General features: G+C 60.7%; 20 protein-coding genes and 1 tRNA gene. 13 read left to right on the top strand and 8 right to left on the bottom strand.

The features are described from left to right. Positions 1 to 57: 57 nt before the first annotated feature. The 4 genes from MWN76_RS06680 to MWN76_RS06665 form a co-directional block, all read right to left on the bottom strand. On the bottom strand, positions 58 to 1563 hold the full coding sequence (locus tag MWN76_RS06680; RefSeq protein ID WP_250460393.1) for an SLC13 family permease: 1506 nt from the start codon (positions 1561 to 1563) through the stop codon (positions 58 to 60). Positions 1564 to 1648: 85 nt separating this feature from the next. Beyond that, positions 1649 to 4582, bottom strand: coding sequence for a TonB-dependent receptor domain-containing protein (locus MWN76_RS06675; RefSeq protein WP_250460391.1), 2934 nt, complete (start codon positions 4580 to 4582; stop codon positions 1649 to 1651). A gap of 163 nt (positions 4583 to 4745) precedes the next feature. Then, positions 4746 to 5204: a FecR/PupR family sigma factor regulator gene (locus MWN76_RS06670; RefSeq protein ID WP_250460389.1), complete on the bottom strand. Its 459-nt coding sequence runs from the start codon at positions 5202 to 5204 to the stop codon at positions 4746 to 4748. After that, a complete protein-coding gene (locus MWN76_RS06665) occupies positions 5191 to 5739 on the bottom strand; it encodes an RNA polymerase sigma factor (RefSeq protein ID WP_250460387.1) in 549 nt (182 codons plus the stop codon). Before MWN76_RS06665 ends, MWN76_RS06670 begins: the two co-directional genes overlap by 14 nt. Positions 5740 to 6130: 391 nt before the next feature. On the opposite strand from MWN76_RS06665, the gene MWN76_RS06660 reads away from it, so the two are divergent. Both MWN76_RS06660 and MWN76_RS06655 read left to right on the top strand, forming a co-directional pair. Beyond that, a complete protein-coding gene (locus tag MWN76_RS06660) occupies positions 6131 to 6934 on the top strand; it encodes a hypothetical protein (RefSeq protein ID WP_250460386.1) in 804 nt (267 codons plus the stop codon). Between the two features lie 92 nt (positions 6935 to 7026). Further along, positions 7027 to 8820 carry a DUF885 domain-containing protein gene (locus tag MWN76_RS06655; RefSeq protein WP_250460384.1) on the top strand — a complete coding sequence of 598 codons (1794 nt, stop codon included), beginning with the start codon at positions 7027 to 7029 and terminating at the stop codon, positions 8818 to 8820. Positions 8821 to 9098: 278 nt separating this feature from the next. On the opposite strand, the gene MWN76_RS06650 is transcribed toward MWN76_RS06655, so the two are convergent. Further along, the gene (locus tag MWN76_RS06650; protein ID WP_250460382.1) at positions 9099 to 10205 is read right to left on the bottom strand and encodes a MipA/OmpV family protein; all 1107 of its coding nucleotides are present in this window, start codon (positions 10203 to 10205) and stop codon (positions 9099 to 9101) included. A 224-nt stretch (positions 10206 to 10429) separates the two neighbouring features. Between MWN76_RS06650 and MWN76_RS06645 the strand changes: the two genes are divergently transcribed. From MWN76_RS06645 to MWN76_RS06625, 5 genes are all read left to right on the top strand, one after another. Next, complete coding sequence (locus MWN76_RS06645) at positions 10430 to 10882, top strand: Rrf2 family transcriptional regulator (RefSeq protein ID WP_250460380.1); 453 nt, start codon at positions 10430 to 10432, stop codon at positions 10880 to 10882. Between the two features lie 48 nt (positions 10883 to 10930). Next, positions 10931 to 11641, top strand: coding sequence for a class I SAM-dependent methyltransferase (locus MWN76_RS06640; protein ID WP_250460378.1), 711 nt, complete (start codon positions 10931 to 10933; stop codon positions 11639 to 11641). A 39-nt stretch (positions 11642 to 11680) separates the two neighbouring features. After that, positions 11681 to 12583 (top strand): NAD(P)/FAD-dependent oxidoreductase, encoded by a 903-nt coding sequence (locus tag MWN76_RS06635; protein ID WP_250460376.1) that lies wholly within the window; start codon positions 11681 to 11683, stop codon positions 12581 to 12583. Between the two features lie 82 nt (positions 12584 to 12665). After that, positions 12666 to 13076, top strand: a complete 411-nt coding sequence (locus MWN76_RS06630) for a Fic/DOC family N-terminal domain-containing protein (RefSeq protein WP_250460373.1) — start codon at positions 12666 to 12668, stop codon at positions 13074 to 13076. After that, positions 13013 to 13819, top strand: coding sequence for a Fic family protein (locus MWN76_RS06625; protein WP_250460371.1), 807 nt, complete (start codon positions 13013 to 13015; stop codon positions 13817 to 13819). Before MWN76_RS06630 ends, MWN76_RS06625 begins: the two co-directional genes overlap by 64 nt. Positions 13820 to 13928: 109 nt before the next feature. On the opposite strand, the gene rtcR is transcribed toward MWN76_RS06625, so the two are convergent. Continuing rightward, on the bottom strand, positions 13929 to 15542 hold the full coding sequence (gene rtcR / locus MWN76_RS06620) for an RNA repair transcriptional activator RtcR (RefSeq protein WP_250460369.1): 1614 nt from the start codon (positions 15540 to 15542) through the stop codon (positions 13929 to 13931). Between the two features lie 249 nt (positions 15543 to 15791). On the opposite strand from rtcR, the gene MWN76_RS06615 reads away from it, so the two are divergent. The 4 genes from MWN76_RS06615 to MWN76_RS06600 all read left to right on the top strand — a co-directional run bounded on the left by MWN76_RS06615 (position 15792) and on the right by MWN76_RS06600 (position 20016). Then, complete coding sequence (locus MWN76_RS06615) at positions 15792 to 17018, top strand: RtcB family protein (protein WP_345780057.1); 1227 nt, start codon at positions 15792 to 15794, stop codon at positions 17016 to 17018. A gap of 135 nt (positions 17019 to 17153) precedes the next feature. Beyond that, positions 17154 to 18164, top strand: a complete 1011-nt coding sequence (rtcA, locus tag MWN76_RS06610) for an RNA 3'-terminal phosphate cyclase (RefSeq protein WP_250460368.1) — start codon at positions 17154 to 17156, stop codon at positions 18162 to 18164. Positions 18165 to 18384: 220 nt separating this feature from the next. Beyond that, positions 18385 to 18454: transfer RNA gene (locus MWN76_RS06605), tRNA-OTHER, on the top strand. 395 nt (positions 18455 to 18849) lie between these two features. Next, complete coding sequence (locus MWN76_RS06600) at positions 18850 to 20016, top strand: slipin family protein (protein ID WP_250460366.1); 1167 nt, start codon at positions 18850 to 18852, stop codon at positions 20014 to 20016. Positions 20017 to 20483: 467 nt separating this feature from the next. Here MWN76_RS06600 and MWN76_RS06595 read toward each other — a convergent pair whose 3' ends face one another. Beyond that, entirely contained in the window at positions 20484 to 21065 is a 582-nt protein-coding gene (locus tag MWN76_RS06595) for an LOG family protein (protein ID WP_250460364.1), read from the bottom strand. Between the two features lie 105 nt (positions 21066 to 21170). On the opposite strand from MWN76_RS06595, the gene MWN76_RS06590 reads away from it, so the two are divergent. Further along, positions 21171 to 22007 (top strand): S41 family peptidase, encoded by an 837-nt coding sequence (locus MWN76_RS06590; RefSeq protein ID WP_250460362.1) that lies wholly within the window; start codon positions 21171 to 21173, stop codon positions 22005 to 22007. A 14-nt stretch (positions 22008 to 22021) separates the two neighbouring features. Here the strand turns inward: MWN76_RS06590 and MWN76_RS06585 are convergent, their stop codons facing one another. Continuing rightward, the gene (locus MWN76_RS06585) at positions 22022 to 22843 is read right to left on the bottom strand and encodes a DUF3050 domain-containing protein (RefSeq protein WP_250460360.1); all 822 of its coding nucleotides are present in this window, start codon (positions 22841 to 22843) and stop codon (positions 22022 to 22024) included. A gap of 869 nt (positions 22844 to 23712) precedes the next feature. On the opposite strand from MWN76_RS06585, the gene MWN76_RS06580 reads away from it, so the two are divergent. Beyond that, the gene (locus tag MWN76_RS06580) at positions 23713 to 24114 is read left to right on the top strand and encodes a hypothetical protein (RefSeq protein WP_250460358.1); all 402 of its coding nucleotides are present in this window, start codon (positions 23713 to 23715) and stop codon (positions 24112 to 24114) included. The last annotated feature ends 62 nt before the right edge of the window (positions 24115 to 24176 follow it).

Raw genomic sequence — 24176 nt, 5'->3', positions numbered from 1 at the left:
TGGAGACGGCTTGCCGAAGTGGACAGCGGGGCAATGGCGACCCGCCATCCGCGGCATTTATAGACCCAGTATGCGCGGCGCCCACTGGGTGGCGACAATGGCCAGCAGCACCAGGCTGAGCAGGTTCAGCGTCACGCCGGCGCGCACCATCTGCGGGATGGTCAGCATGCCCGACGCATAGACGATGGCGTTGGGCGGCGTCGCCACTGGCAGCATGAAGGCGCAACTGGAGGCCAGGGCAATGGGCACGCACAACAGCAGCGGGGAAATATCGGCCTGTACCGCAATCGCGGCCACGGCCGGCAGGAAGGTGGCCGTGGTGGCCGTATTGCTGGTGAGCTCGGTGAGGAAAATCACCAGCCCGGTGGCGGCAACCACCAGTGCAATCACGCTGATCGCCGACACCAGCGACAGGCTTTCCCCCAGCCAGGCCGCCAGGCCCGAGGTGGATACCTGCGAGGCCAGGCTCAGGCCGCCGCCGAACAGTATCAGCACCCCCCACGGCAGCCGGCTGACATCCTGCCAGCTTATCAATTGTTCCTGTTTCGGATCGCCGCTCGGCAGCAGGAACAGCAGCACCGCGGCCGCCATGGCGATGCCGGCATCCGAGAGTCCCTCGAATCCGAGTGCCGCCGACAGCGGGCGGCGCAGCATCCATGCCAGGACCACCAGCGCGAAGAGCGTGGCCACCCTCGCTTCGGGTTTGGAGATCGGTCCAAGTTCGGCCTTGAGTTCCTGCAAGTGCGCCTTGACCTCGGCGCTTTCCGGAATCTCCACCCGGTAGACCCAGCGGGTCAGCAACAGCCAGCCCAGGGGCAGCAGCACTGCGGCCAGCGGCACGCCGATCAGCATCCAGCGGCCAAAGCCGATTTCGATGCCGTACTGTTCCGCCAGGAAGGCCGCCAGCAGGGCGTTGGGCGGGGTACCCACCAGCGTCGCCAGGCCGCCGATGGTGGCGGCATAGGCCAGCGCCAGCAGCATCGCGGTCTGGAAGTGGGACTTGGCCCGCGCCGTCAATCCCTGCACATTGTCGACGATAATTGCCGTTACCGAGATGGCGATGGGAAACAGCATCATGGTGGTGGAGGTGTTGGTCATCCACATCGATAGCAGTGCCGCCACCAGCATAAAGCCGCCGACCATGCGCCGGCCGTCGGTGCCGGTGCGGCTCAGGATCATCAGCGCGATGCGCTTGTGCAGGTTCCAGCGCTCCACCGCCAGGGCCAGCACAAAGGCGCCCATGAACAGGTAGATGATCGGGTTGGCGTAGGGGGCCGTGGCCTCCTCCATGGTGCTGATGCCCAGCAGCTGGAAGGTGGCAATCGGCAGCAGCGCGGTAACCGGCACCGGTACGGCTTCCGTGGCCCACCAGGACGCCATCCACAGGCCGATGGCGGCTACTTTCCAGGCCACCGGGTTCATGGCGGTCTGCGTATCGGCGAACAGCATCATCAACGCGAACAGCGCCGGCCCCAGTAGCAGGCCGATATTCTGGTAGCCCGGTCGTTGCACGCCGGTATCGGGACGCGGCTGGGCATGGGTGAGCTCGGGAGTGTTGCTCATGAAATTTACCTCGGGAATATGCGCGACATGACGGGGCCGGCAGCCCGCACACTTTCATCGCGGGATACCGGCCTGCCAATCGGGTTCAGAAGCTGGACTTCAGGCTCAGGTAGTAGTAGCGGCCGTAGTCTCGATGGGCATCGGCAAAGTAACCAAAGTAGCGATCCGCCAGCGGCGCGCGCTCATCGGTCAGGTTTTTGACTCCGAGGCGCATACGGTTACTTGCGCCGGCATAGTCGAATCGGTAGTCGACGGTGGCATCGTAGGTGGTCATCGACGGGATTACATAGCGGCTGCCGTCTTCCAGGGTCAGCGCATCCTGGTAGAAATCGCCGATGCGGAAACCGCTCAGCGAAGCACCGAACTGGTCATGGCGCCAGGTGAGCCGCAGCGAATGCCGCTCTTCCTGATTGCCGTCCTTGCGGATCAGGTCGGCAAAGCCCGCCACCGGGAAGTGGGCCGGGATTTCACCGTTTTCCTGCGCCTGCACCAATACCGCGGCGTTGCCGCCGGCATCCTGTTCGAACTTGGTGGTGAAGGAGCCGTTGTATTTGAAGCCGAATTCACCAAAGTCGGTCAGCAGGTCGTAGTAAATACCCAGGTCGTAACCGGCCAGGGTGCGGGTATCCAGGTTGGCGTAGCGGTCGTCCACATAGTCGATAGCACCCGCGGCGCAGATACCGGCCGCCTCGTAGTAGGCGGCTTCCTCGGGATTCACTTCACCGCGATTTACAGCCGAATTGCCCACCGAACCGCAATTGGCGCTACCGTTTTGCAGCCGGTAGTAGAGATCCAGCAGCGTGTGGTTTTCTTCCCCGAACAGCCCGATGGTGTCTTCCTTTTCGATGGACCAGTAGTCCAGCGTTACCATCAGGCTATCCAGCGGTGTGAACACCAGGCCGAGCGAGGTATTGGTGGACTGCTCGGCCTCCAGTTCCTCGCTGCCCTGGGCAATACGCTGGATGGAGTAGGTGCAGTCGAGTACATCCTGGTTCGGGTCGCCGCCGTTTTCGGCCGCATAGACACAGGCCCAATCGGTGGTGGAGCTGTTGCGCGCTACTATGTCCTCGTTGATGGTCACCAGGTTCGGCGCGCGGAAGGCCTCGGACCAGGAGCCGCGCAGCAGCAACGGTTCCAGCGGGCGGTAGCCGAACGCCACCTTGCCCACGGTGGTGTCACCGAAATCGGAGAAGTCCTCATAGCGCAGCGCCAGCTGCATATCGAAATTGCTGAACACTGGCACCTGCAATTCGCCGAACAGGGAGGTGACCGAGCGATCGCCGCGGTTGTCCGGGGTCGGGCTGGAGTTCACCACGTCGGATACATAGGGATAGGTATCGCCATCGGCATCGGTAAACTGGATGGTGCCGTCGAGGCGGTCGTCGCGATCGTCGACGAAAGATTCCTCGCGATACTCAACGCCCGCCAGCGCCGCCACCGGCCCGGCCGGCAGCCCGAACAGGCTGTTGTTGGAGAACTTCACGTCGAAGCTCTTCAGCTCGCTTTCACTGTCACGGCGCACATCGATCAGGGTGCGCTCGATATTGCTGTCCACACCGCCACTGAGCGGGTTGTAGGCATTCTCAGTGGTATCGTTGAGGGCTTCCTGCATCAGGTTGTTGGAGACCCGGTTGCGGGTTACGTCCGCTTTTTCGTCGCGGTTCCACAACAGTGCGCCCTCCCAGTCCCAATCTCCGATGTTGCCGCGCAGGCCCTGCAGCAGGCGGAAGTTGTCGCCATCGTTCTCGACGATACGCGGCACCTCGGCGAAACGGTAGTTATCCAGGGTCATGTCCGCGCCGAACGGGTTGTAGGGATTGTCGGCGGAAAAAATCAGTTCGGAAGTGGAGAATGACGCTGTCGGGTGGCGGGACATGGTGGTGGCGGAGCGGTACAGGCCGATCTCGGAGAAGCTCTCCAGCCCGTTACCCAGGTCGTGATTGACGAACACAAACAGGTTACTGCGCTCCAGCTCCGAACTCACATCGCGGAATTCGTTGAGGTTGTAGCGCTCGGTACCCTGGCCATCGACCGCACCGCAGACATATTCGTTGATTTGGTATTCACAGCGTTCGTCGCCGACCGGGTACGTCTCCAGCTCGCCGCTGCTGTCGGTGATGCCGTCAATGCCGCCGCTCTCCACCATGTCGAGCTGTGGGTAGAGGGAGTTGGCGCTGTTGTTGCGAAAGGCTGTGTCATCGTACCAGGGGGAGTTTTCCGGGATGCGTTCGCGCAGGTCGGAGTCGGCCCAGCGCGGATCTTCGGAGGCGGAGACGCGATCGCGCCGGTAGTGGCTGAAGAAGGCGCTCACATTGGTGCGGCCCTCGTTGAAAGTTTCGCCCCACTCGATGGACAGCTTCTGGGTGTCGCGCGCGAAGTGTTCGTAGTCGGTGTGTTTCACCGAAACACTGAAACCGTCGAAATCATTCCTCAGTACACTGTTGACCACGCCCGCCACGGCGTCGGCGCCGTAGATCGCCGAGGCGCCATCGCGCAGGATTTCCACCCGTTCCAGCCCGGCGGTGGGCAGGATATTGGAGTTGGCGGTGGTGACCGGGACATAACTGCCGCCCACTTCCTCGGTCTGGAAGGCCGCCGAGTTGACGACCCGGCGGCCGTTCAGCAGCACCAGCGTGTTACCAGTACCCAGGTTGCGCAGGTTGAAGGCACCGATGTCGCCGCGGGCGGAGTTGACTCCGCCGCTGACATTCTCGGCTTCATTGAAAAAGTTCTGGCCATTTTCCGGAATCAGGGCCAACAGTTCTTCCCCGGAATCCACGCCCATGGTGGCGATATCCTCGGCGTTGACCACGGACACAGCCAGTGCCTCATTAATCTGCGCACCCTTGATCTGGGTGCCGACGACCGTGACTTCTTCCAGGGATTGGTTTTCGGCCCCGGCTGCGCTTTCGTCCGAAGCCTGGCCCTGGACGGCCAGTGCCAGCGGGCTCAATAGCATACCGGATACCATTGCCAGTGACCGTTTGCCGCTGGGGAGTCTCATCGCTTGTCTGCTCATGATTTGTGTTCCCTTATTGTTGGAATTGGGATTTTTTTATGACGGGTGCTGGCCGGGACAGGCCCAGCTGAATTACCTCTAACTGGCTCAACGCGCGACGAGCGGAAATCCCCTAACGGGAGGGTGAAAAAATTCTGTGGCGGGTTTCAGATACCGGGGGCGATCAGTCGCCGTTGATGAGATTGTGATCGATCGGGCGGGAGTGTTCGTGCTGGGCCGCTGCCGGCTGGGCCGGCTGCTGGCTGAGGACCAGGCCGATGGCGATCAATACCAGAGCCACTACCGGTTGCCAGCGCAGGGGGCGGGGCGCTGTGTGGTCAGTGTCGCCTTCGCCTGTCGGGGTTGGTGAAGCCGGGGCCGGGACCGGCGCGGGTTGCGGGAACATCAATACCCGCGGTGCGGCGATTTGCCCGCGCACCTGGGACAAGGTGGCTGCGCGGGCATAGAGTTGTGACAGTTCTTCGAAAGCCCAGCGGTGCAGGGGATCCTCGTCCAGCCATACGGAGAGACGTTGGCGCTCATCGAGGCTGACGTGGTCGGCATCCAGGCGCGCGAGCCAGGCCGATGCCTGTTCCAGCACGTCTTCGGGAATACCGATACAGAGCCACTCATCCAACTGCAAGGTCTTTCTCTCCGGTTTTGCTCGCTGGTTCAACCGCGTCCGCGGGCCGCGCACTACCCGCCACGATGTGTTCGCGGCAGAGACGCATGCCCCGGGCAAGATGATTTTCCACGGTCTTGGTGGAAATGCCCAGTACCCCGGCGATCTGCCCGTGGCTGAAGCCGTCGATCTTGCGCATCACAAGTACCTGCCGGCATTTGGGTGGCAGGGCATTGATGGCTTCGAGCAGTGCGCCCTGTTCCTCTTCCCGGCTCACCCGGCTTTCGATCGCCTCGTGCTGTTGCGACTGCATGGCCATCTGTACATGACTGCCTTGCTGTTCCACCACTTTCTGGTGGCGCAGGCGGCTGATGGCCTGGTTGCGGGCCACCCGATACAGGAAGGCGCGCGGTTCCGGCGCCCGCTCTTCCCGAAGTGCCAGCAGCAATTTCAGGTAGGCTTCCTGCAGTACCTCCTCGGCCTGGGCCGGTTCCAGCATCCGCTGCAGGCTCGCCAGCAGCGGCTTGCGCGTCTGCGTGTGGATCTCGTTCATCATTCGCTCGATATCCCTTGCCGGTGGGGAGGCGGGTTTGGCCGAGGCAAAGGGATTGAGCCGCAATCGGGAAAAAAGATTTTTCGACATGGGCGCCTTTTCGTTTTTATAGTGTTGCTGCGCGCACCAGCGCTGGAGTCACTGGATAGTAGCATGTCGGCGGCCCGGGTCAGTACCGGCCGGAAAGCCGCCCTAGTGGGCCGCTCGCAAAGTCAGGTAACAGTTCGCTTTGCCAAATCGCCCAGCTCTGCGTTGAGAAAGCTTGAAATAACGCTGCTATTCCAGCGCTTTCTCGCCTTGATCTGAACGATTTGGCTGTGCTCCTTTGTTACCGAACTTTACAAGCGGCCCACTAGTCAGGGCACCACAGAAGAGTGAAGGAAAAATAACCAGCATGAAATCTCTACTCGCGCCATTGCTGGCGCTTGCCCTGGCCGGCTGCAGCAGCCAGACGTCGTCGACAGGCGTTGACGGGCTTTCCACCACTGCCGACAGGCAGCCGCTGCGCAAAGCGATCGTGGCCCCATCCCTGGTATACCGGGCCATTGAGGTGGAAAAAACACTGGATGCCCGGGAGGGCGTAACGCTGGAGACGGGGGATGACTGGTTCAAGGTGGTGCCCGGCAGTATCCCCGTTATTATCAGCGCCCCGCACGCCACCCGACCGCTGCGCAATGGCAAGCGGCGCTTCTCCGATGGCGGGGGCACCGCCGCCCTGGCCCTGGCGCTGGCGGAATTGACCGGCGCCCACGTGATCTACACCACCGGCGAGGGCCCCTCGGATCCCAACTACTACGACGACAATGCCTTCAAGCGCGAGCTGGCGGGCCTGGTGGACAGCGTGCAGCCCCGCTATGTGCTGGATATCCACGGCAGCCACGCCTACCGGCCCTACGATGTCGACCTGGGCACCATGCACGGGGAATCCCTGTTGGGGCAGGACCATCTGCAGCGTGCACTGGTCGCCAGCCTGCGCCGTGAGGGCATCCTGAATATTTCCAGTAATTATTTTGCCGCGGCAAAGAACCGGACCATCGCCAAGTTTGCCGCCGGCCTCGGGGTGCCCGCGGTACAGGTGGAGGTGAACAGCACCTATCTGTCGCCGTCGCAGGGCCAGCTCGAGGCCCAGCGTTTCAGCCAACTGGTGCAGGCCATGGCAAGGTTTATCAATGGGGATCGGCAGCGGCCGCAGGGCTGATGTGAAAGCCTTCCCCGGTTTACGGTCAGCGCGGCCAGAAAACATGAGTCGCTGACAACAACACAATAAATAGAGCGTTATTGGAGCATATTATGGCGACTATTCCCGGGCCACATTACCGGCGTTTCCTGTCCATCCTGCTGGGGGTTGCCTGGCTGGCGACCAGTGCCTTTCCCGCCCAGGCAGCCACTGCCACCGAACAGCTGCAGAGTGTCATCGACGACCACTGGCAGTACAGCCTCCGGGAAGACCCGATCACCGCCGGCCGCATGGGTGTGCCGGACTACAACGACCGCCTGCCCGGTGTGGCCCCGGAGGACCGGGCGCGGCGCCTGAAAGCGGAAAAAGCCTTTCTCGCGCGGCTCGAGAAGATCGACCTCGAGCCGCTCAGTGACTCCGACCGCGTCAATCTCGAACTGTTGTCCTGGGTACTGGAAAACTCCATCGAATCCAACGAGCTCCACCTGGACCGCATTCCGCTCAACACCTTCTACAGTTTCACCAGTTCCGCCCTGGACGCCAGTAACGGCCTGGCGATGCTGAGGGTCGGCGACTACGAGGACTATATCGCGCGCATCAATGATTTCGGCCGCTACTTCGACGAGAACCTGGCCAATATGCGCCGCGGTATTGAGGACGGCTTTGTGCTGCCGAAAATCGTCGTCGAGGGTATAGCGCCCACCGTGCGTGCGCAGGTTTACGACGACCCTACCGACAGCAGCCTCTATGAGCCCTTCGGGAAGTTCCCGGACAGCATTCCGGCGAAGCAACAGCAACGCCTGCGCGCGGCCGGCAAGAAGGCGATTGCGGAATCGGCCCTGCCGGCGTTCGAGCGTGTGGCGGATTTTCTCGAGGGCGATTATATGCGGGCCGCCAGCGACAGCCTGGCAGCGGAAGACCTGCCGGGCGGGGAAGAATACTACCGCCACGCGATTAAAACCTACGTGACGCTGGATATGGACCCGGCCGAGATTCACAAGATCGGCCTGGCGGAAGTCAGGCGTATCCGCGCGGAAATGGAGGCGCTGATCGAGGAGAGCGGCTTCGACGGCAGCTTCGCGGAATTTACCGAATTCCTGCGCACTGACAAACAGTTCTACGCCGAGACACCGAAGGACCTGCTCAGGGAAGCGTCGTACATTGCCAAGCGCATCGACTACCGCCTGCCGGAATTCTTCGGCAAGCTGCCGCGCCTGCCCTACGGCGTGGTGCCGGTGCCGGACGAAATCGCGCCCAACTACACCACCGCCTCCTACAATCCGGCGCCCATCGGCGGTATTCGCGGCGGCGCCTACTGGGTCAATACCCACCAGTTGGACCAGCGCCCGCTGTACGAACTGGTGGCGCTGACCCTGCACGAGTCCGTGCCCGGCCACCACCTGCAGAACGCGCTGGCGCAGGAGCTGGAAAACGTACCGGACTTCCGCCGCAACCTCTACCTGAGCGCCTTCGGCGAGGGTTGGGGCCTCTACTCCGAGCGATTGGGCAAGGAAATGGGCGTGTACGAAACCCCGTACCAGGATTTCGGCCGCCTCAGCTATGAAATGTGGCGCGCGGCGCGGCTGGTGATCGATACCGGTATCCACTCCCAGGGCTGGACACGGCAGCGGGCGCTGGATTTCCTCGCCGACAACACGTCGCTGTCAAAAGCCAATGTGCGCGCGGAGGTGGACCGCTATATCTCCTGGCCGGGACAGGCGCTGTCCTACAAGATGGGAGAGATCAAGATTCGCGAACTGCGGCAGAAGGCGGAACGGGAACTGGGTGACCAGTTCGATCTGCGCGAGTTTCACGATGCATTGCTGGCCAGCGGCGCACTGCCGCTGTCGATGCTGGAGGAGCAGATGGAGCGGTTTATTGCCCGCTCGAAGCAGCGGAAAACATGAGTGCTTTGGGGCTGACCTGTCGGCCCCTGCCAATAATATTGCTGTCATCCCGGGCTCGATCCGGAATCCAGGCTGCCGGGGCACCTTCGCTGGATCCCGGATCGAGTCCGGGATGACGACATGGATGGCCTGGCGTTTGAAAAATCCGTCAGGCGTAGCCCGGATGGAGCGCAGCGGAATCCGGGACAGGGTAGTGTGCGGCCCGGAGGCCCCAATGTCCCGGATCGAGCCCGGAATCACGACGATGAGGTGTGGCTTCTGAAGAGTCCGAAAGTACTTCAGAAACTATAGGTCAGCGCCCCAAACCCCTTCACCACATAGTCCTCATCCACAATCGGGCTGTCGGTAATCTCGCTGTCCAGGTTTTCCAGCGCCACACTCACCGTCACGCGCCAGCGCTCGGTCAGTTCGAACATGCCGCCCACGCCGGCCTCGATGGTATAGCTGCTGCCGACCGCGTAGGCCGGCCTGCCGGGAATTGCGGCGGAGTCCGGTACGCCGAAATCGTAGTCGGCCATGTCACTACTCAGCCAGTTGACTCCCAGTTGCGGTACCAATCGCAGGCGCCCGAACTGGAAACCGCGGGAGACACTGGCGGAAGCAGTGCCGCCGCCGAAGCGGTCGAGCAGGTCGTGTTGGTAGCGCAGATCGAATTCGGTGCCGGCCGGCCCCTCGTAGATCAGCGCCACACCGCCGAGCACCGTGCTGTCGCGATCGCCGAGGCCCTCGAGTATCTCCGCATCGCTCTCTTCGTAGGCACCCACGCGGTAGTTGGCGGTCACGGCCAGCCGCAACCGGTCACTGCCCAATACGCCGTAGCGCAGCGCGGGGCCGATCCACTGCAGGCGCTCGCCGAAGTAGGTCACCACCGGGATCGCCTGTATCACCTCGGTATCCGACCCCAGGTAGGGGCTGCTGCGGCCGATCACGCCGACACCGACACCCCATTGGCCGGAGTCCCCCAGCACCTCGTACAGGTGGATATCCACAGGTTCGGTGCGCCCGGGCGCCACGGAGATGGCGGCCTGTTGAAAACTCGGTGGACCCTTGGGCTGGTAATTGTTCGACAGCCCCAGGGATTCGCGCGGAATCCCCATAAAGTTCTTGTCCAGGGTGCGGTTGTCGTTCTCGTCGAGATAGGCCAATACCGCCACCTCGCCCGCCGGCACGCCGGAGATCACGTAGCTTCCCCCCGGGCGGATGCGGTAGCGCTGCTCGCGGACCGGGTTGCGGAAATCCGCGAAGGTGTCCGGATCGCTGTAGACCTGCAGCACCAGCGAGCCCTCCGGTGGCAGGTTGTGGACGCGGACGGTGAGGTCCTCCGCCAGTGCAGCGGGAAGCCTTAACAGCAGGATCAGTAACAGGGACGCGATAAAGAGTTTCATGGGGCAGATCCATCCGGGGAAACATGCAGACTGTATACGTACAGTGTTGCAGTGCCGATGACAGTTGCCGGTTTTGGGCAGCTGTTCCCACAGGCCTTTATCGCGCCCGCCTTGCCATAACAAAACCGGCTGTGGATAACTCGGTATGACTGCGGAACAGGCACTGTGGATTTATTTATCCACAGGCATTGCACAGTGTCGTTTCATGTAATATTCTGAGTTACATGAAAAGAGACAGCAGACTTTCCGGCGTACTCCACGTCCTCCTGCACATGTCGGATACCGACGGGCCGGTCACTTCCGAGGCCCTGGCGGGCATGATGCAGACCAACCCGGTGGTGATCCGCCGCATTCTCGGTGGCCTGCGCAAGCAGGGACTGGTGCAGTCGGAAAAGGGCCACGGCGGCGGCTGGCGGCTGGCCTGCGATCTGGAGCAGGTCACCCTCTACGATATCCACGTCGCCCTCGGTGCGCCCGACGTGCTGGCGCTGGGCCACCGCACCGAGTCCCCCGGCTGCCTGGTGGAGCAAGCCGTGAACGCGGCCATGAGCGACGCCTTCAGCGAGGCCGAGGCGCTGCTGCTGGACCGCTTCCGCACCATCACCCTGGCGGCGCTGAGCCGGGACTTCCGTCTGCGTATGAAGAGCGGCCAGCGGGAGTGCGCCAACCGGCAGTGATTCGCCAGCGAACCCAGTTCGGGCCGAACAATCGATCGGAGAAGCGAGATGCAACGGGATTCAATACGCAAGGCGTTCGACCAGCAGGCCGCCACCTACGACGAACAGTGGCGCCAGCTGGCGCCGCTCAACCAGGCACTGCACCTGCTGATGGGCTCGGTGTTTTCCGACCTCCCCGCAGATGCCCACTTTCTCTGTGTGGGGGCCGGCACTGGCGCGGAGCTGCGTTTTCTCGCCGACAATTTCCCACACTGGCACTTTACCGTGGTGGAACCCTCCGCGGCGATGCTGGAAGTCTGCCGCGGCCACGCCGACAAAGCGGGCTTTGCCGAACGCTGCTCCTTCCATCGGGACTATCTCGAGTCACTCGCCGATTCCGCCGACTTCCACGGCGCCAGCGCGCTGCTGGTATCGCAATTTATCCTGCAGCGCGAGGCGCGCGTCGGTTTCTTCCGCGATATTGCCCGGCGGTTGCGGCCGGGCGGAATACTGGCCAGTTCGGACCTGTCGTTCGACAGGGAATCGGCAACCTACGAAAAATTGCTGGAAGTGTGGTTCCGCATGATGCGCGGCGCCGGCGATATTCCGCCCGGCGAACTGGAACGCATCCGCAGCGCCTATGGCCGCGACGTCGCCGTACTGCCACCGGCGGAAGTGGAAGCCATGATCGAATCCGGTGGCTTCCAGCCGCCGACACCTTTTTACCAGGCGGGCTTGATACGCGGTTGGTATGCGGCCCGATCTCCGCAGGGCCAGTGAACAGACAGGCCGAATTTGCCCTTTAAAGGAGGTATCGCAATGGCGATTCACGATGTACTGATCGTCGGCGGCAGCTACGCCGGCATGGCCGCGGCCCTGCAGTTGGCGCGCGCGCGCCGCAGTGTGCTGGTGCTGGACGCCGGCCAGCGCCGCAACCGCTTTGCCGAACACGCCCACGGCATCCTGGGCCAGGACGGCCGCGCGCCATCGGCGATCGCCGACGACGCCCGCGCCCAGTTGCTGAAATACCCCACCGTTACCTGGATCGAAACTGTCGCCAGGTTCGTCGGGCGCGACGGTGATACTTTCCGCGTGCAGACCGAAACGGGAGATGCTTTCGAGGCCCGGCGCCTGATTCTCGCCAACGGCGTGCGCGATCAATTGCCGGACCTGCCCGGCCTGGCCGAGCGCTGGGGCAGATCCGTCTTCCACTGTCCCTACTGCCACGGCTATGAACTCGACGGTGGCCCGTTGGGCGTACTCGGCGTCAATGAAATGTCGATCCACCAGGCGCTGATGCTGCCGGACTGGGGCCCGACCACGCTGTTTACCAACGGTATCGTCGAACCGGATGCGGAGGCATCGCGCCAGCTGGCGGCGCGCAATGTCAGTATCGAGGCGGAACCGGTCGCAGAACTGGCGGGGGAGGGCGAAGCCACCGTTCACCTGCGCGACGGCCGCACTGTCGAACTGGCCGGCCTGTTTGTCGTATCAACACTGGAACCTGCCAGCCCGCTCGCGCAACAACTCGGCTGCGCCTTCGAGGAAAGCCCGGTGGGGCGCGTCATCCAGACCGATAACATGCAGGCGACTTCGGTGCCCGCTGTATTCGCCTGCGGCGACACCGCGCGCGCGGCGGGCAGTGTGACCTTTGCGATGGCGGATGGGGCCATGGCGGGGATGGCGGCACACAAGTCGCTGATTTTTGGCGAGGCCGCCTGACTGCGCCCCGGACGACATCTCCTTAACCTTCTGGCAAACTCACAGCCAATAAATGGGCGAGCGAAACAGGAGTGGTCGACTGATGGATCAGGATGTGCCGGTAAAATTTGAAAGCTTTGAGGCGGGCAACTGGATTCAGCAGTATCAATACAAAAGCTTTGATCCAGTCACAATCAATCGGGAGTGGCACTGGGAAGATCCGGTGATCAATACCCTGCTAGAGAAAGCTTCCCGCGCTCTGGCGGAGTTGGACGCTTTCACCCTGATAGTGCCGGACGTGGATCTTTTTATTCAAATGCATATTACCAAGGAGGCAAATACTTCATCGCGTATCGAGGGCACCCAGACACAGATGGACGAAGCGGTGCTGGATGATGCCGCGCAAGTGGCTCCGGAAAACGCAACGACTGGATGGAGGTGCGCAATTATGTGCAGGCCATCAACGAGGCTATTGCGCAATTGGGACGACTGCCGTTGTCAAATCGCCTGCTGAAGCAGACCCATGCCATATTGATGCAGGGTGTTCGTGGGGAACACAAGACCCCCGGCGAGTTTCGTGTCAGCCAGAACTGGATTGGGGGTAGCAGCTTGGTGGATGCTGCTTTTGTGCCGCCCCATCAGGATCAGGTTCCTGCACTGATGGCCGATCTGGAATTGTTCTGGCACAACGAGAATATCAATGTTCCAGAGTTGATTCGTATTGCCCTGAGTCACTACCAGTTTGAAACCATTCATCCATTTCTGGATGGCAATGGTCGTATCGGACGCCTTTTGGTGACCCTGTACCTGGTCGGCAAAGGATTACTCAGGAAACCCTCTCTGTACCTGTCGGATTTCTTTGAGCGCAACCGCGGCAGTTACTACGATGCGTTGACCAGGGTACGGGTTTCCAATGATATGCGGCATTGGGTACGCTTTTTTCTGTCGGCAGTGGTTGAAACGGCGAGCAAAGGCAAGGAAACCTTTCAGGGGATTCTCGCACTGCGCCAGGAAATGGATACACTCATCCTGGGTTACGGGAAGCGGGCTGAAAAGGCACAGATCCTGCTCAGACACCTGTATCGCCGCCCGGCCATTACAGCGAATGGTGCTGCAGCACTGCTGGAGGTTAGTCACCAGACCGCGTCGGCCCTGTTGAAAAAGATGGTTGATGACGGGGTGTTGCACGAGGTAACAGGCTATCAGCGCAACCGCGTATTTTTCTTTGGCCGTTATCTGGATCTGTTTGATCGCTAAGGGCTGTGGAAAAAGACCAGGGCCGGCCTTACACATGAGATTTCATATGTAAATTTAGAGCCTAAGAGTTTACATATAAATGGCTATATGCTGAGTCTGCGCCGAATACTTATGCGACCGTCTGGTCAAATTCCTTTAGCTCCTCAAACCGGATTCCATACTTCTCCAGTAACTGCCTGACGCGATGTGAGTCGTTGTTCGATTTCTTCGCCCGCCGGCTCACATCGAACAGCTTCCTGCCCGCCTCCGCCATCGAGCTGGCGTTTTGGCAGACCCGGATCAGCGCGGCCAGTTTCAGCTGGTCGTAGTAATCCATCTCCGCACTGCTGCCCTCCCCGAGCACCCTCTCGATCGCCGCCCCGGGATTGTCGTCGCCATCCGTCGAGGCCTGCCACTTGCGCTTCAGGCGGCGGATCTCTTCATCGACTACGCCGACGGTAATCCGCCCGCCATCCGCGAGCGTGCCCATGCGCGTGATGCTGGCATTCAGATCGCGGAAATTGGCCGACCAGCTGGCCTCCGCTGAGCGGCCGAAGGCGAGGTACCGTTGCCGCGCCGCCTTGTTGAAACTGACCAGGTGCCCGGCCCTGTTGGAAAAGGTCTCCAGCTCGTAATCGATATTCGGTTCCAGATCCTCGATCCGCTCCTTCAGTGAGGGCAGCTCGTAGGTCCACAGGTCGATGCGGGCCAGCAGGTCGGCGCGGAAGCTGCCCTCCCGGGCTCTCTGTGCCAGGTCTTTATTGGTGCCGGCAATCAGCTGGAAATCGCTGCTCGCCTCGCGGTCGGAGCCGAACGGGATAAAGCGTTTGTCCTCGATCGCGCGCAGCAGCATCGCCTGTTCGTCCAGGCCCAGCTCGCCGATCTCGTCCAGGAACAGCAGGCCCTTGTGGGCCTCTTTCAGCAGCCCCGCGCGGTCGGCGGTAGCGCCGGTGAAGGCCCCTTTCTTGTGGCCGAACAGCGCCGACATGGTGTTCTCGCCCTTCAGCGTGGCGCAGTTGATGGCCACCAGCCGGCCCTCGAGCTTGCCGCGCTGTCTGCGCAGTTCGTACACCCGCTGCGCCAGCTGGGTCTTGCCCGCGCCGGTGGGGCCGGTAATCAGGATGGGCGCGTTGGAGCGGATGGAGACTTTTTCCAGCTGCTCGATCATGCGATTGAAGGCGGCGTTGTTGGTCTCGATGCCGCCCTTCAGGTAGACGGTGCCCTCCTCGTGCTCCCTGCGAAAGCGCGACGCGATCTGGTCGTACTTGGACAGGTCCAGGTTGATGACCTGGTATTGCCCCGGCAGGTTGCTGTCGCGCTTTGCCGGCGCCGTCTGCAGCAGCTGGCCGGGCAGGTAGCCGGCCTCGGTCAGCAGGTAGAGACAGATCTGTGCCACGTGGGTACCGGTGGTGATATGCACCAGGTAATTTTCCCGGTTGGGGCGGAACCGGTAGCCGTGGGCGAAATCCAGCAGTTGGCTGTACACCGTCTCGAAATCCCACGGATCGCCGAAATTCACCCGATGGTGCACCACCTCCGTCTCCGGCGACACGCGGGCGATATCCTCCGTCACCTGGTCGGCCAGGCCCTGGGAGTGGTTGTCGAACAACAGCTCCAGCCGATCGATCAGCAGATCCTCGTGCTGGAACATGGAAACGGTCGGCCGCCACTTGTCCCAGCGCTTGTTGCCCTTGCCGCGCCGATCCATGGTGGTGCCGAGAATACTGATGGCTACTGTTTTCATGGTTATCGAATATAAAAGTCTGCTATCGAAAAAGATAGATAATGCGCAATCTGACTTTTGCACAAGTTGTGGATAAGTTGCCTTAAAGAAAAAATAAGTTCTTATAAATCAATCACTTGAAACTTTTTTTGACGTCTTGCGCAACGTTGGCACTTTCCTGGCAATACCTTCCTGGCAATGAGAGGGGCCAACAGCGGGCAACGCAAACGCGAACAGCACCGCCAACGCATCGGAACAGGGAAAAGAACAGTGAACCAGCAAACGTATGAAGTGATGCAGGACGGCGGCGTGCCGATCAAATCCTGGACCGTCGGTGTGCCTTTCGAGGCCGAGGCCAGGGAGCAGCTGAAAAATATCTCGCGCATGCCGTTTATCCACCAGTGGGTAGCGGCGATGCCGGACGTGCACCTGGGCAAGGGCGCCACCATCGGCAGCGTGGTGCCGACCCTGGGCGCGGTGATACCGGCGGCCGTGGGCGTGGATATCGGCTGCGGCATGATGGCGGTGCGCACCAGCATTCAGGCCGCGCAGCTGCCGGACAACCTGGCCGGCGTGCGTTCCGCCATTGAGCGCGCCGTCCCCCACGGCCGCTCGGCGCGCCACCGCGGCAGCCGCGACAAGGGTGCCTGGAGCAATGCGCCGGACGATGTGCTGAAAGCCTGGGCGCCGCTGGCCGCGCAGTTCGATATGTTGCAGCAAAAACACCCGGTGCTGGAGAAGACCAACAACATCAGCCACCTGGGTACGCTCGGCACCGGCAACCACTTTGTGGAAATGTGCCTGGATGAGCACAGCAGCGTCTGGCTGATGTTGCACAGCGGTTCCCGCGGCGTCGGCAACCGTATCGGCACCCATTTTATCGAGAAGGCCAAGCGGGATATGGAGCGCTGGCATATCCACCTACCGGACTCCGACCTGGCCTACCTGCCGGAGGGCACCGAGCACTTCGAGCAGTATGTGGAGGCGGTGGAATGGGCGCAGAACTTCGCCCGCGTCAACCGCGAGGTGATGATGGCCCGTGCCATCGATGCGGTAAAGACGGCGCTGAACATGGATTTCGACGCGCGTATGGAAGCGGTCAACTGCCACCACAACTATGTGTCCCGCGAACACCACTTCGGGAAAGATGTACTGGTCACCCGCAAGGGCGCCGTGCGCGCTCGCGAGGGGGAGATGGGTATTATTCCGGGCAGCATGGGTGCGCGCTCTTTTATCGTCCGCGGGCTGGGCAATGCGGACAGCTTCTGCAGCTGCAGCCACGGCGCCGGCCGCGTGATGTCGCGCACCAGGGCCAAGAAAATGGTGTCGCTGGAAGAACACCTGCAAGCCACCGCCGACGTGGAGTGCCGCAAGGACAGCGGTGTAATCGACGAAACACCGGCGGCCTACAAACCGATCGAAAAGGTCATGGCGGCCCAGAAAGACCTGGTGGAGATCGTCTACACCCTGAAACAGGTGGTATGCGTAAAAGGATAGGGCCCTTCAAAAGGTATCGTCATTCCCGCGAACGCGGGAATCCAGAAACCCGATAGCTAACGGGCGCCTGCTTCCGGGGAATGACGCAAGCGAATTTGATCACCGCCCGATGTAAAGGCGGAAAGGAATAAGAAAATGTTGATTATCGACGGCTCACAGGGTGAAGGCGGCGGCCAGATATTCCGCTCGTCGCTGACGCTGTCCCTGTGTCTGCAACAACCGGTGCGCATCAAGAACATCCGCGCCGGCCGTCGCAAGCCGGGCCTGCTGCGCCAGCACCTCGCCTGCCTGCGCGTCGGTCGGGATATCAGCGATGCGCAGATCACCGGCGATGCACTGGGCTCCACCGACGTGGTGTTCGAGCCGGGCCGGGTAAAGCCGGGAAAATACCCGCTCGCCATCGGCTCCGCCGGCAGCACCAGCCTGGTATTCCAGACGGTACTGCTGCCGCTGCTGCTGGCCGATGGCGAGAGTGAGCTCTGCCTGGAGGGCGGTACCCACAACGGCAGCGCGCCCAGCTTCGACTTTATCCAGCTGGCCTTCCTGCCACTGATGGCGCGGATGGGATACCGGGCACAAGTGGCACTGGAACGCTTCGGCTTCTACCCGGCCGGCGGCGGCCGCTGGCGGGCGCAGCTCCAGCCGGCGCGGCAGCTGCAGCCCCTGCACCTGACCAGCCGCGGTGATCTGCTGAAAAGGGAAGCCGTGGTGACGTCTGCGCGGATAGCGGCGCACGTCGCCGAGCGGGAACTGCAGCAGATCCATAAAAAATGCCACTGGCCAGCCGAAGAACTGCACCAGCGGCAAGTGGAGTCCGCCGGTCCCGGCAATATCGTTTCGCTGCGGGTTTTCTCGCAGCAGGTCACCGAAGTGATCGAGGAAGTGGGTGAGAAAGGCCTGAGTGCCGAACGGGTAGCCGGTCGCGCCGCCACCGAGCTGAAGCGGTACTTGCAATCCGGTGTGCCGGTGGGCGAACACCTGGCCGACCAGCTGTTGCTGCCGATGGTGCTGGGCAAGGGCGGTAGCTTCACGACGCTGCAGCCCAGCGCGCACCTGCTGACGAACATCGCCGTGATACGGCAGTTCACCGGCGCCGATGTAAAAGTGGAGAGGGAAAGCGAACTCGCCTGGCGCGTGACGGTGTAGCGTTGCTGCCGTCGCAAACCGCGCGCCCTCTCAAGTAGAATCACCGGATGAAAGATCGCACAGGGGATGTGCCGGTAAAAGAATACTGACCAGTTGCCGTGTGCAGCGGGTTGTAAAAGAGTTTGGGGACAATGTCCGTTCAGCGGAGCTGGTTCTGTATGCCAGCCCGGCGCAAGGGCCACTGGCCTGCTGTGTACCGAGCGGGGAATGACCCGAACACAACTTTGTAGCTCATCGGGTAGAGCAGCCGAGCAATCGGCGGGTAGCGGGTTCGAGTCCTGCCAAAGTTACCTCGTTTTCCCAACGACATGTGGAAAAGGCGAAAGCCTGGGGTTCAAATCCCCTCATTCAAAAGCAGTAAGAGGCCCATGGTCCCGATTCGCTGATAAACGGATCCCCCCGGGGAGACGGCATTCAGCGTCTCAGGGCGCCGGGGCGCGGACGCCGGTGGTGGGAAACCCGGCACGTTGTTCGGCCAAGCCGGACTCGCCGACCGATCGGGCGCGTGCACATGCACCTTCCCCTGACGACGGCTGGTCCGGCCGCTGGCCGCGCGACCTGCCCGGTTCAAGCCGTCGCCCTCCGCGTTTCCGGGTGGGCCTCACCCTCGATTACCCGGGCCCAATGGGGCCGCAGGCTGCGCCGTGCGCACCGAACAGGGGTAATCAACAGACGGAGAAGTAAAGTGTTTATATGGAAAAATGTTGATATTGCCGATAACGAGCGCGCCTTCCTGTTTCGCAGAAACCGGTTTATCCGCGTTCTCGAGCCGGGCCGCCACCGTATCCTGCAGCTGGGCGGGGATGTCCGCGTCGAGCGCTACGATATCAGCAACGTAATTTTCGAGCGTGCCAACGCCGCGTTGAGTGCCAAGTTCCTGCTCAACAGCCAGGCGGAAAAGCTGGCACCTTATATCGAGTCCTACGACCTGAGCGACACCGAGGTCGGCCTGTTGTACCGCGACGGCCGCCTGGTGGATATCCTCGCGCCGGGCAGCTTCCTGCCGGTGTGGAAAGGCGTGGAGCAGGTGCGTGTGGAGATCGTCGACATCAGCGAGCAGTACACCATCGATGAAAAACTCGTGCGCCTGCTCGGCCGCGGCTCCAGGGTGGGCAGAAGCGCGGCCGCCGGTTCCGCGGTGCAGTATGTCGAGGTGCCGGACGAGCACGTGGGCCTGCTGACCGTCAACGGCAAGCTGGAACAGCGGCTGGTGCCGGGCAGCTACGGCTTCTGGAAGTGCAACCGCTCCATCGGCGTACAGCTGGTGGACCTGCGCCTGCAGACCGTGGAAGTCAGCGGCCAGGAAATCCTGACCAAAGACCGCGTCAGCCTGCGCATCAACCTGAGCGCCAGCTACAAGGTACTGGACCCGGAAAAGGCCGTTATGAAGCTGGGCAAATATGCCGAGTTCATCTACCGCGAACTACAGCTGCGCCTGCGCGAAGCCGTGGGTACCCAGAGCCTGGACGAACTGCTGGAAGACAAGGACAGCCTGAACCTCGGTATCGCCCGGGACGTGCGCGAGAAACTGGCCGAATACGGCATCGAAATCGCAACCGTGGGGGTCAAGGACATCATCCTGCCGGGCGATATGAAGCAGATCCTGAACCAGGTCGTAGAGGCCCAGAAGGAGTCCGAAGCCAACCTGATCAAGCGCCGGGAGGAAACCCAGGCCATGCGATCGCTGCACAACACCGCCAAGATGATGGAAAACAGCCCGGTGCTGATGCGCCTGAAGGAACTCGAGGCATTGGAGCGGGTGACCGCACGGATCGACAAGATCTCCGTGTATGGCGGCTTGGAAGGTGTATTGAACAACCTGGTCAAGTTGCAGCCTTCCGACGCTTCCTGACAGCCAGCTGTCGATCGGGCATTCCCTGACTCGTCATCCCGGCGGAAGCCGGTATCCAGTTCGGGGGCACCTGGATTCCGGTACCGGATCAAGGCCAGTCAAGACTCCGTGCCGGAATGACTGCCGTGACGCAAGGGCGGGCCACCTGGCCCGCCCATCCCCCACCGATTGCTGTTTTTTCACACGTTTTTTCCAGGCCCTGCCATCATGGGGTTCGGGCGGGATACTCAAAACTTATTCACAGATCTATCCAATGAATATGTTAGTAACCGAACCTTCATCTTTGCCGGACCGCTGCGGTGGACTGTGAAACCGGAGTAAGTACTGCCTAACTTCCAGGGTGAGAAACAACAGGCGGCTTAAAAATTTCCCCGGCAAAAAGCTGTGAATAAGCGGGATTCAATAAAAGCTGGAGTTTTCCCGGGCGTATCTTTGTGCCGCCACTGTCCGGGAAGGTTAAACACAGGCTAGAGATCCTCCCGCGAAAGCCGCTGGTCCACGGCCGGAGGCTGGTATTTATCCATCAGCGCCAGCAGCTTCGCCGGGCAATCGGCTTCCAGCAGCATGTTCCGGTACTGCGGTTGCAGCAGTTGCTCCGCCACGCAGTGATCCAGGAAGCGGGCCAGATGCCGGAAGTAACCGCTCACATCCAGCAGGCCACAGGGCTTGCGGTGAAAACCCAGCTGCGCCCAGGTGAGGATTTCGAACAACTCCTCCAGTGTTCCCAGCCCGCCGGGCAACGCGATAAAGCCATCGGAGAGCGACTCCATCATCGCCTTGCGCTCGTGCATGGAGCCCACCACATGCATCTCCGTCAAATTGGGGTGCGGTACCTCGCGCACCGCCAGCGCCTCCGGGATCACCCCGGTCACGCGGCCGCCGCCGGCCAGCATCGTATTGGCCACCGCCCCCATCACACCGATACTGGCGCCGCCGTACACCAACCCGATACCCCGAGAGACCAGCTCCGCCGCCAGCGCCTCGGCCGCCTGGCGGTACTCGGGCCGGCGCCCGGGGCTGGAGCCGCAGTAGACGCAGATATTTTTCATGCTTTCCTCTTTGCTGGAACCGGTACTGCGCCTATTGTGCCCCTATCATCATCGGTTTGCCCCCGGCTGGAACTGGTAAACCACCTTGAGCCAGACGATGGAGTAATGATCGAGCTGATGCGCATCAGCCGGCTGGTGGGAGACGGGCATACCCGCGTGCCATTCTGGGGTGCGGAACACCAGCATTATCCATTGTTGTTCCAGTTTATGGATGGCGAGCTGCGACTGCTGCGAACCGGGCCGGAGCATCGTCGCTTTCTGGGACGCAAGCTGGTGACGGTGGGGGAGATGTCCAACGCAGAGGTAGTCGAAAGGCTGGAGCTCGTGGTACTGACTGTGGAGAACGAATACTCCCTGCCTCGCCACCTGCCGTACCACCTGAATGTCGCGGGCATACTGGCCGGCCTGGGTATCGTGGATGATCCTGCCTCCGCCACCTTCACCCTGGAGGACGAACGCGGCCAGCGGGAAGCGGTGACGCTGGAAGCCATTTCCTGCCCGGACTACCGGGAGGGCGTCACCGTCCGCTACGCGGAGCAGATTGTGCCCTTCCGGGACAAGCGGGTGACCGAGTCCGACTACCTGTGGCTGAGTGCCGACGAGGACCGTCGCGTGGCTTACGTCTACTTTGCCCGCTACCCGTCCTTCTCCGGCACGGAGTCCTTTGCCGAGGATGTCCGCGAGTACCTGGATAAGCACCGCATCCGTAACCTGGTGGTGGACCTACGGGACAACACCGGAGGCGGCTTCTTTGTCGGTCTGCGCTTTGCCCACCAGATCAGGTCTGAACTAATCCATATAAGTACGCAAGACTGCTACGCAGCGCTACAACCCGCCAAAGGCAAGCTACCTGCCTTCACCGGAAGAACGGAAACTGCGGCATTACACTCAGGCAAAACCGCAGTACCGGTGATTATTCACTCAAAGGTGAGTACGCTCTAACATGACGCGCACGATCAAGCATAGTCCAGGCTTTCCCGGGCTACGCTAGTCCCGGCGCCAGCTGCCAATTTCACATGGGTGCTGTGCTCTCGCTTAGCCTGAATTTCCTCCAAGATACCATCCCAGAGTTCTATGCGTGCTGATATGGCATCAGCCGCAGCGGTTCTGGCTCGTACCGTTTTTTCCTCCGTCGTCAGTAGTTCGTTAAGAATCTCATGGGCAGCCGGTCCATGCTCATCACCATCAAGCTCAATATGGCGTTTCAAATAATGAATCATGGTTGGTGCATTTTTGTCGTCGATTGCCCAGGCTCCCAGAAGCCGGGTAAACATCTCCGGGATCGCATCTTCCCTTCCATAGAGGAAGTTACTGGCCACTTCTTCCAGTTTGCCGTGCATGGCAATCTGCAAGTTATTTTTTACAAACTTGGAAATATATGCGGGAACTGACGCTTGACGCAGTGCCAGATCTATATCATCGCTCTTTTCCAGGCTTTCCAGAAATGCCAGGAATTGAGAGTCATCTGCCGACACCTCTCCCATCGCAGCCAGATACATTTCCAGATGGCTGCACGGCTTGCCCTGCATATCGGTATCGGATTCCTCGTAAAGGATAATTTCGTTAATTAGCTGGGATGCAACCGGGTTTTGCGGGGGTGTCCAGGGTAAATTTAAACAGGTTAGTTCACGCTGCAGTCTTTTCGACAAGCTCATAAAGTCCCATACCGCAAATACATGCCGACTCATAAACAATCTCAACTCTTCAATGTTGGAGATGTTTCTGTAAAGCGGGTGTTCCATCAGTAGCTCTTGAGCTTGCTTGATTACCTTGTCCATTCCTACTCCTTAGTTATGTCATGGTATAGACAGCCTAAAATTACTCACCGATCTTGAAGCATCACGAAGGAGCCTTGGTCTGCTGGCACAGGGCAACGGCGCAGTCCATTCCACTTCCAGTGGCACGGCCGGCGCGTTGAGTTAGTCGTGCTCAAGGTGCACAGATTGTCAAAAGCTTCTTATTTGAGACTTCTGTTCCTTTATATGCGCATTCGGTGCCATATTGTTCTTTTGCATGCCGGGGCATGGCGCATAATTCACCCCGGGAAATGGATAACGTGACACAGGCCTCAGAAGGGTCGCTGTGAGAAGTTTGTAGGGAGTAGAAGTTAACCTAGGTACCAGTTGGCACTTACATATTGATTAAATCGGCCCTTTATCCAGCTTCTCAGAAAAAGTGCAGAGGCGGCATAGACCAGAGATCTTCGCCATACCATGGCGGAAGGCCGTTTAGCAAAGAGCCGTTCAGTTTGTACTCCTGTGTGGTTTACAGAGCGAGCCGAAGCGATTGGCAGTGGATACCAGACAACTGGGACTTGATCGATAAGTAGGCTTTTACTACGTACAACGGATAAAGGAACGATAAAGGATACCGGGCTCGCTTGGCGTAGGATCCTCCTGATCGGGTAGGGTGTCCTGCCTGAGGCATGGAAAGGTTTGGCGGAGCGCAGAGGCCAGTGTATTCCCGCAGGACTAGCGGGTGGGCGGGAGTGCTATTCTCGATTGAGCAATCGAGAGTACTTCACGAAGTATGACGCAGGGCGTGCCAGGGTGCGTTGAGTGCCATACCTGGCGGAGATAACCAATGACGGATTTCGGTGATTCCGTGAAGCCCTGCAATCACTGACACATGTATCTATGGGTTAAAGATGGAAATCGATAGAAAATATATCGTCGTTGGGGTTTTTATTGCGGCCGCGGGTGGGCTGCTTGCGATGCTGGCCTACGACTATCTGCGGGGTGGCAAGAAGCCGATAATCGCCAACGGAGATCCTCCCAAAGCGGCTACCGAGCCTGCCCAGGTGCCAGGAAAGTTCACCATGCAAGGGGGAACGAGTACCAGTGTAACGCCCGATGAAACCATACTGACGATGGTCGGCACGCCCTGTGGGGCCAACCGAACGGTAGTGTGTATTAAGGTGGCTGGGGACAGGCACAACCTCAGAATTGGGGATGAAGTGAATATTCCCCACTCAAAGGGCGAGTGCCAGCTCACACTTGTTACGATCTTTGAGGGCGAAAATGCCGCGGAATTTAACCTGAAATGCTGAGAGGCGGCAAAGGCGGTGCAGCGATTCGGTCTTCATCACTACTTTCGATGACACAACTAGAT

The organism is Microbulbifer litoralis, from assembly GCF_023634065.1.
In the GTDB taxonomy this organism is placed as follows: Bacteria; Pseudomonadota; Gammaproteobacteria; order Pseudomonadales; family Cellvibrionaceae; genus Microbulbifer; species Microbulbifer litoralis.
This window is presented reverse-complemented; position numbering and strand designations above follow the sequence as displayed.

Bases quoted from the DNA above. Each gene is read 5' to 3' on its own strand.
- rtcA (WP_250460368.1), top strand. From the start codon at position 17,154: ATGTTGATTATCGACGGCTCACAGGGTGAAGGCGGCGGCCAGATATTC.
- rtcR (WP_250460369.1), bottom strand. From the start codon at position 15,542: ATGAAAACAGTAGCCATCAGTATTCTCGGCACCACCATGGATCGGCGC.
- MWN76_RS06635 (WP_250460376.1), top strand. From the start codon at position 11,681: ATGGCGATTCACGATGTACTGATCGTCGGCGGCAGCTACGCCGGCATG.
- MWN76_RS06660 (WP_250460386.1), top strand. From the start codon at position 6,131: ATGAAATCTCTACTCGCGCCATTGCTGGCGCTTGCCCTGGCCGGCTGC.
- MWN76_RS06595 (WP_250460364.1), bottom strand. From the start codon at position 21,065: ATGAAAAATATCTGCGTCTACTGCGGCTCCAGCCCCGGGCGCCGGCCC.
- MWN76_RS06630 (WP_250460373.1), top strand. From the start codon at position 12,666: ATGGATCAGGATGTGCCGGTAAAATTTGAAAGCTTTGAGGCGGGCAAC.
- MWN76_RS06640 (WP_250460378.1), top strand. From the start codon at position 10,931: ATGCAACGGGATTCAATACGCAAGGCGTTCGACCAGCAGGCCGCCACC.
- MWN76_RS06665 (WP_250460387.1), bottom strand. From the start codon at position 5,739: ATGATGAACGAGATCCACACGCAGACGCGCAAGCCGCTGCTGGCGAGC.
- MWN76_RS06655 (WP_250460384.1), top strand. From the start codon at position 7,027: ATGGCGACTATTCCCGGGCCACATTACCGGCGTTTCCTGTCCATCCTG.
- MWN76_RS06680 (WP_250460393.1), bottom strand. From the start codon at position 1,563: ATGAGCAACACTCCCGAGCTCACCCATGCCCAGCCGCGTCCCGATACC.
- MWN76_RS06585 (WP_250460360.1), bottom strand. From the start codon at position 22,843: ATGGACAAGGTAATCAAGCAAGCTCAAGAGCTACTGATGGAACACCCG.
- MWN76_RS06645 (WP_250460380.1), top strand. From the start codon at position 10,430: ATGAAAAGAGACAGCAGACTTTCCGGCGTACTCCACGTCCTCCTGCAC.
- MWN76_RS06650 (WP_250460382.1), bottom strand. From the start codon at position 10,205: ATGAAACTCTTTATCGCGTCCCTGTTACTGATCCTGCTGTTAAGGCTT.
- MWN76_RS06580 (WP_250460358.1), top strand. From the start codon at position 23,713: ATGGAAATCGATAGAAAATATATCGTCGTTGGGGTTTTTATTGCGGCC.
- MWN76_RS06675 (WP_250460391.1), bottom strand. From the start codon at position 4,582: ATGAGCAGACAAGCGATGAGACTCCCCAGCGGCAAACGGTCACTGGCA.
- MWN76_RS06590 (WP_250460362.1), top strand. From the start codon at position 21,171: ATGATCGAGCTGATGCGCATCAGCCGGCTGGTGGGAGACGGGCATACC.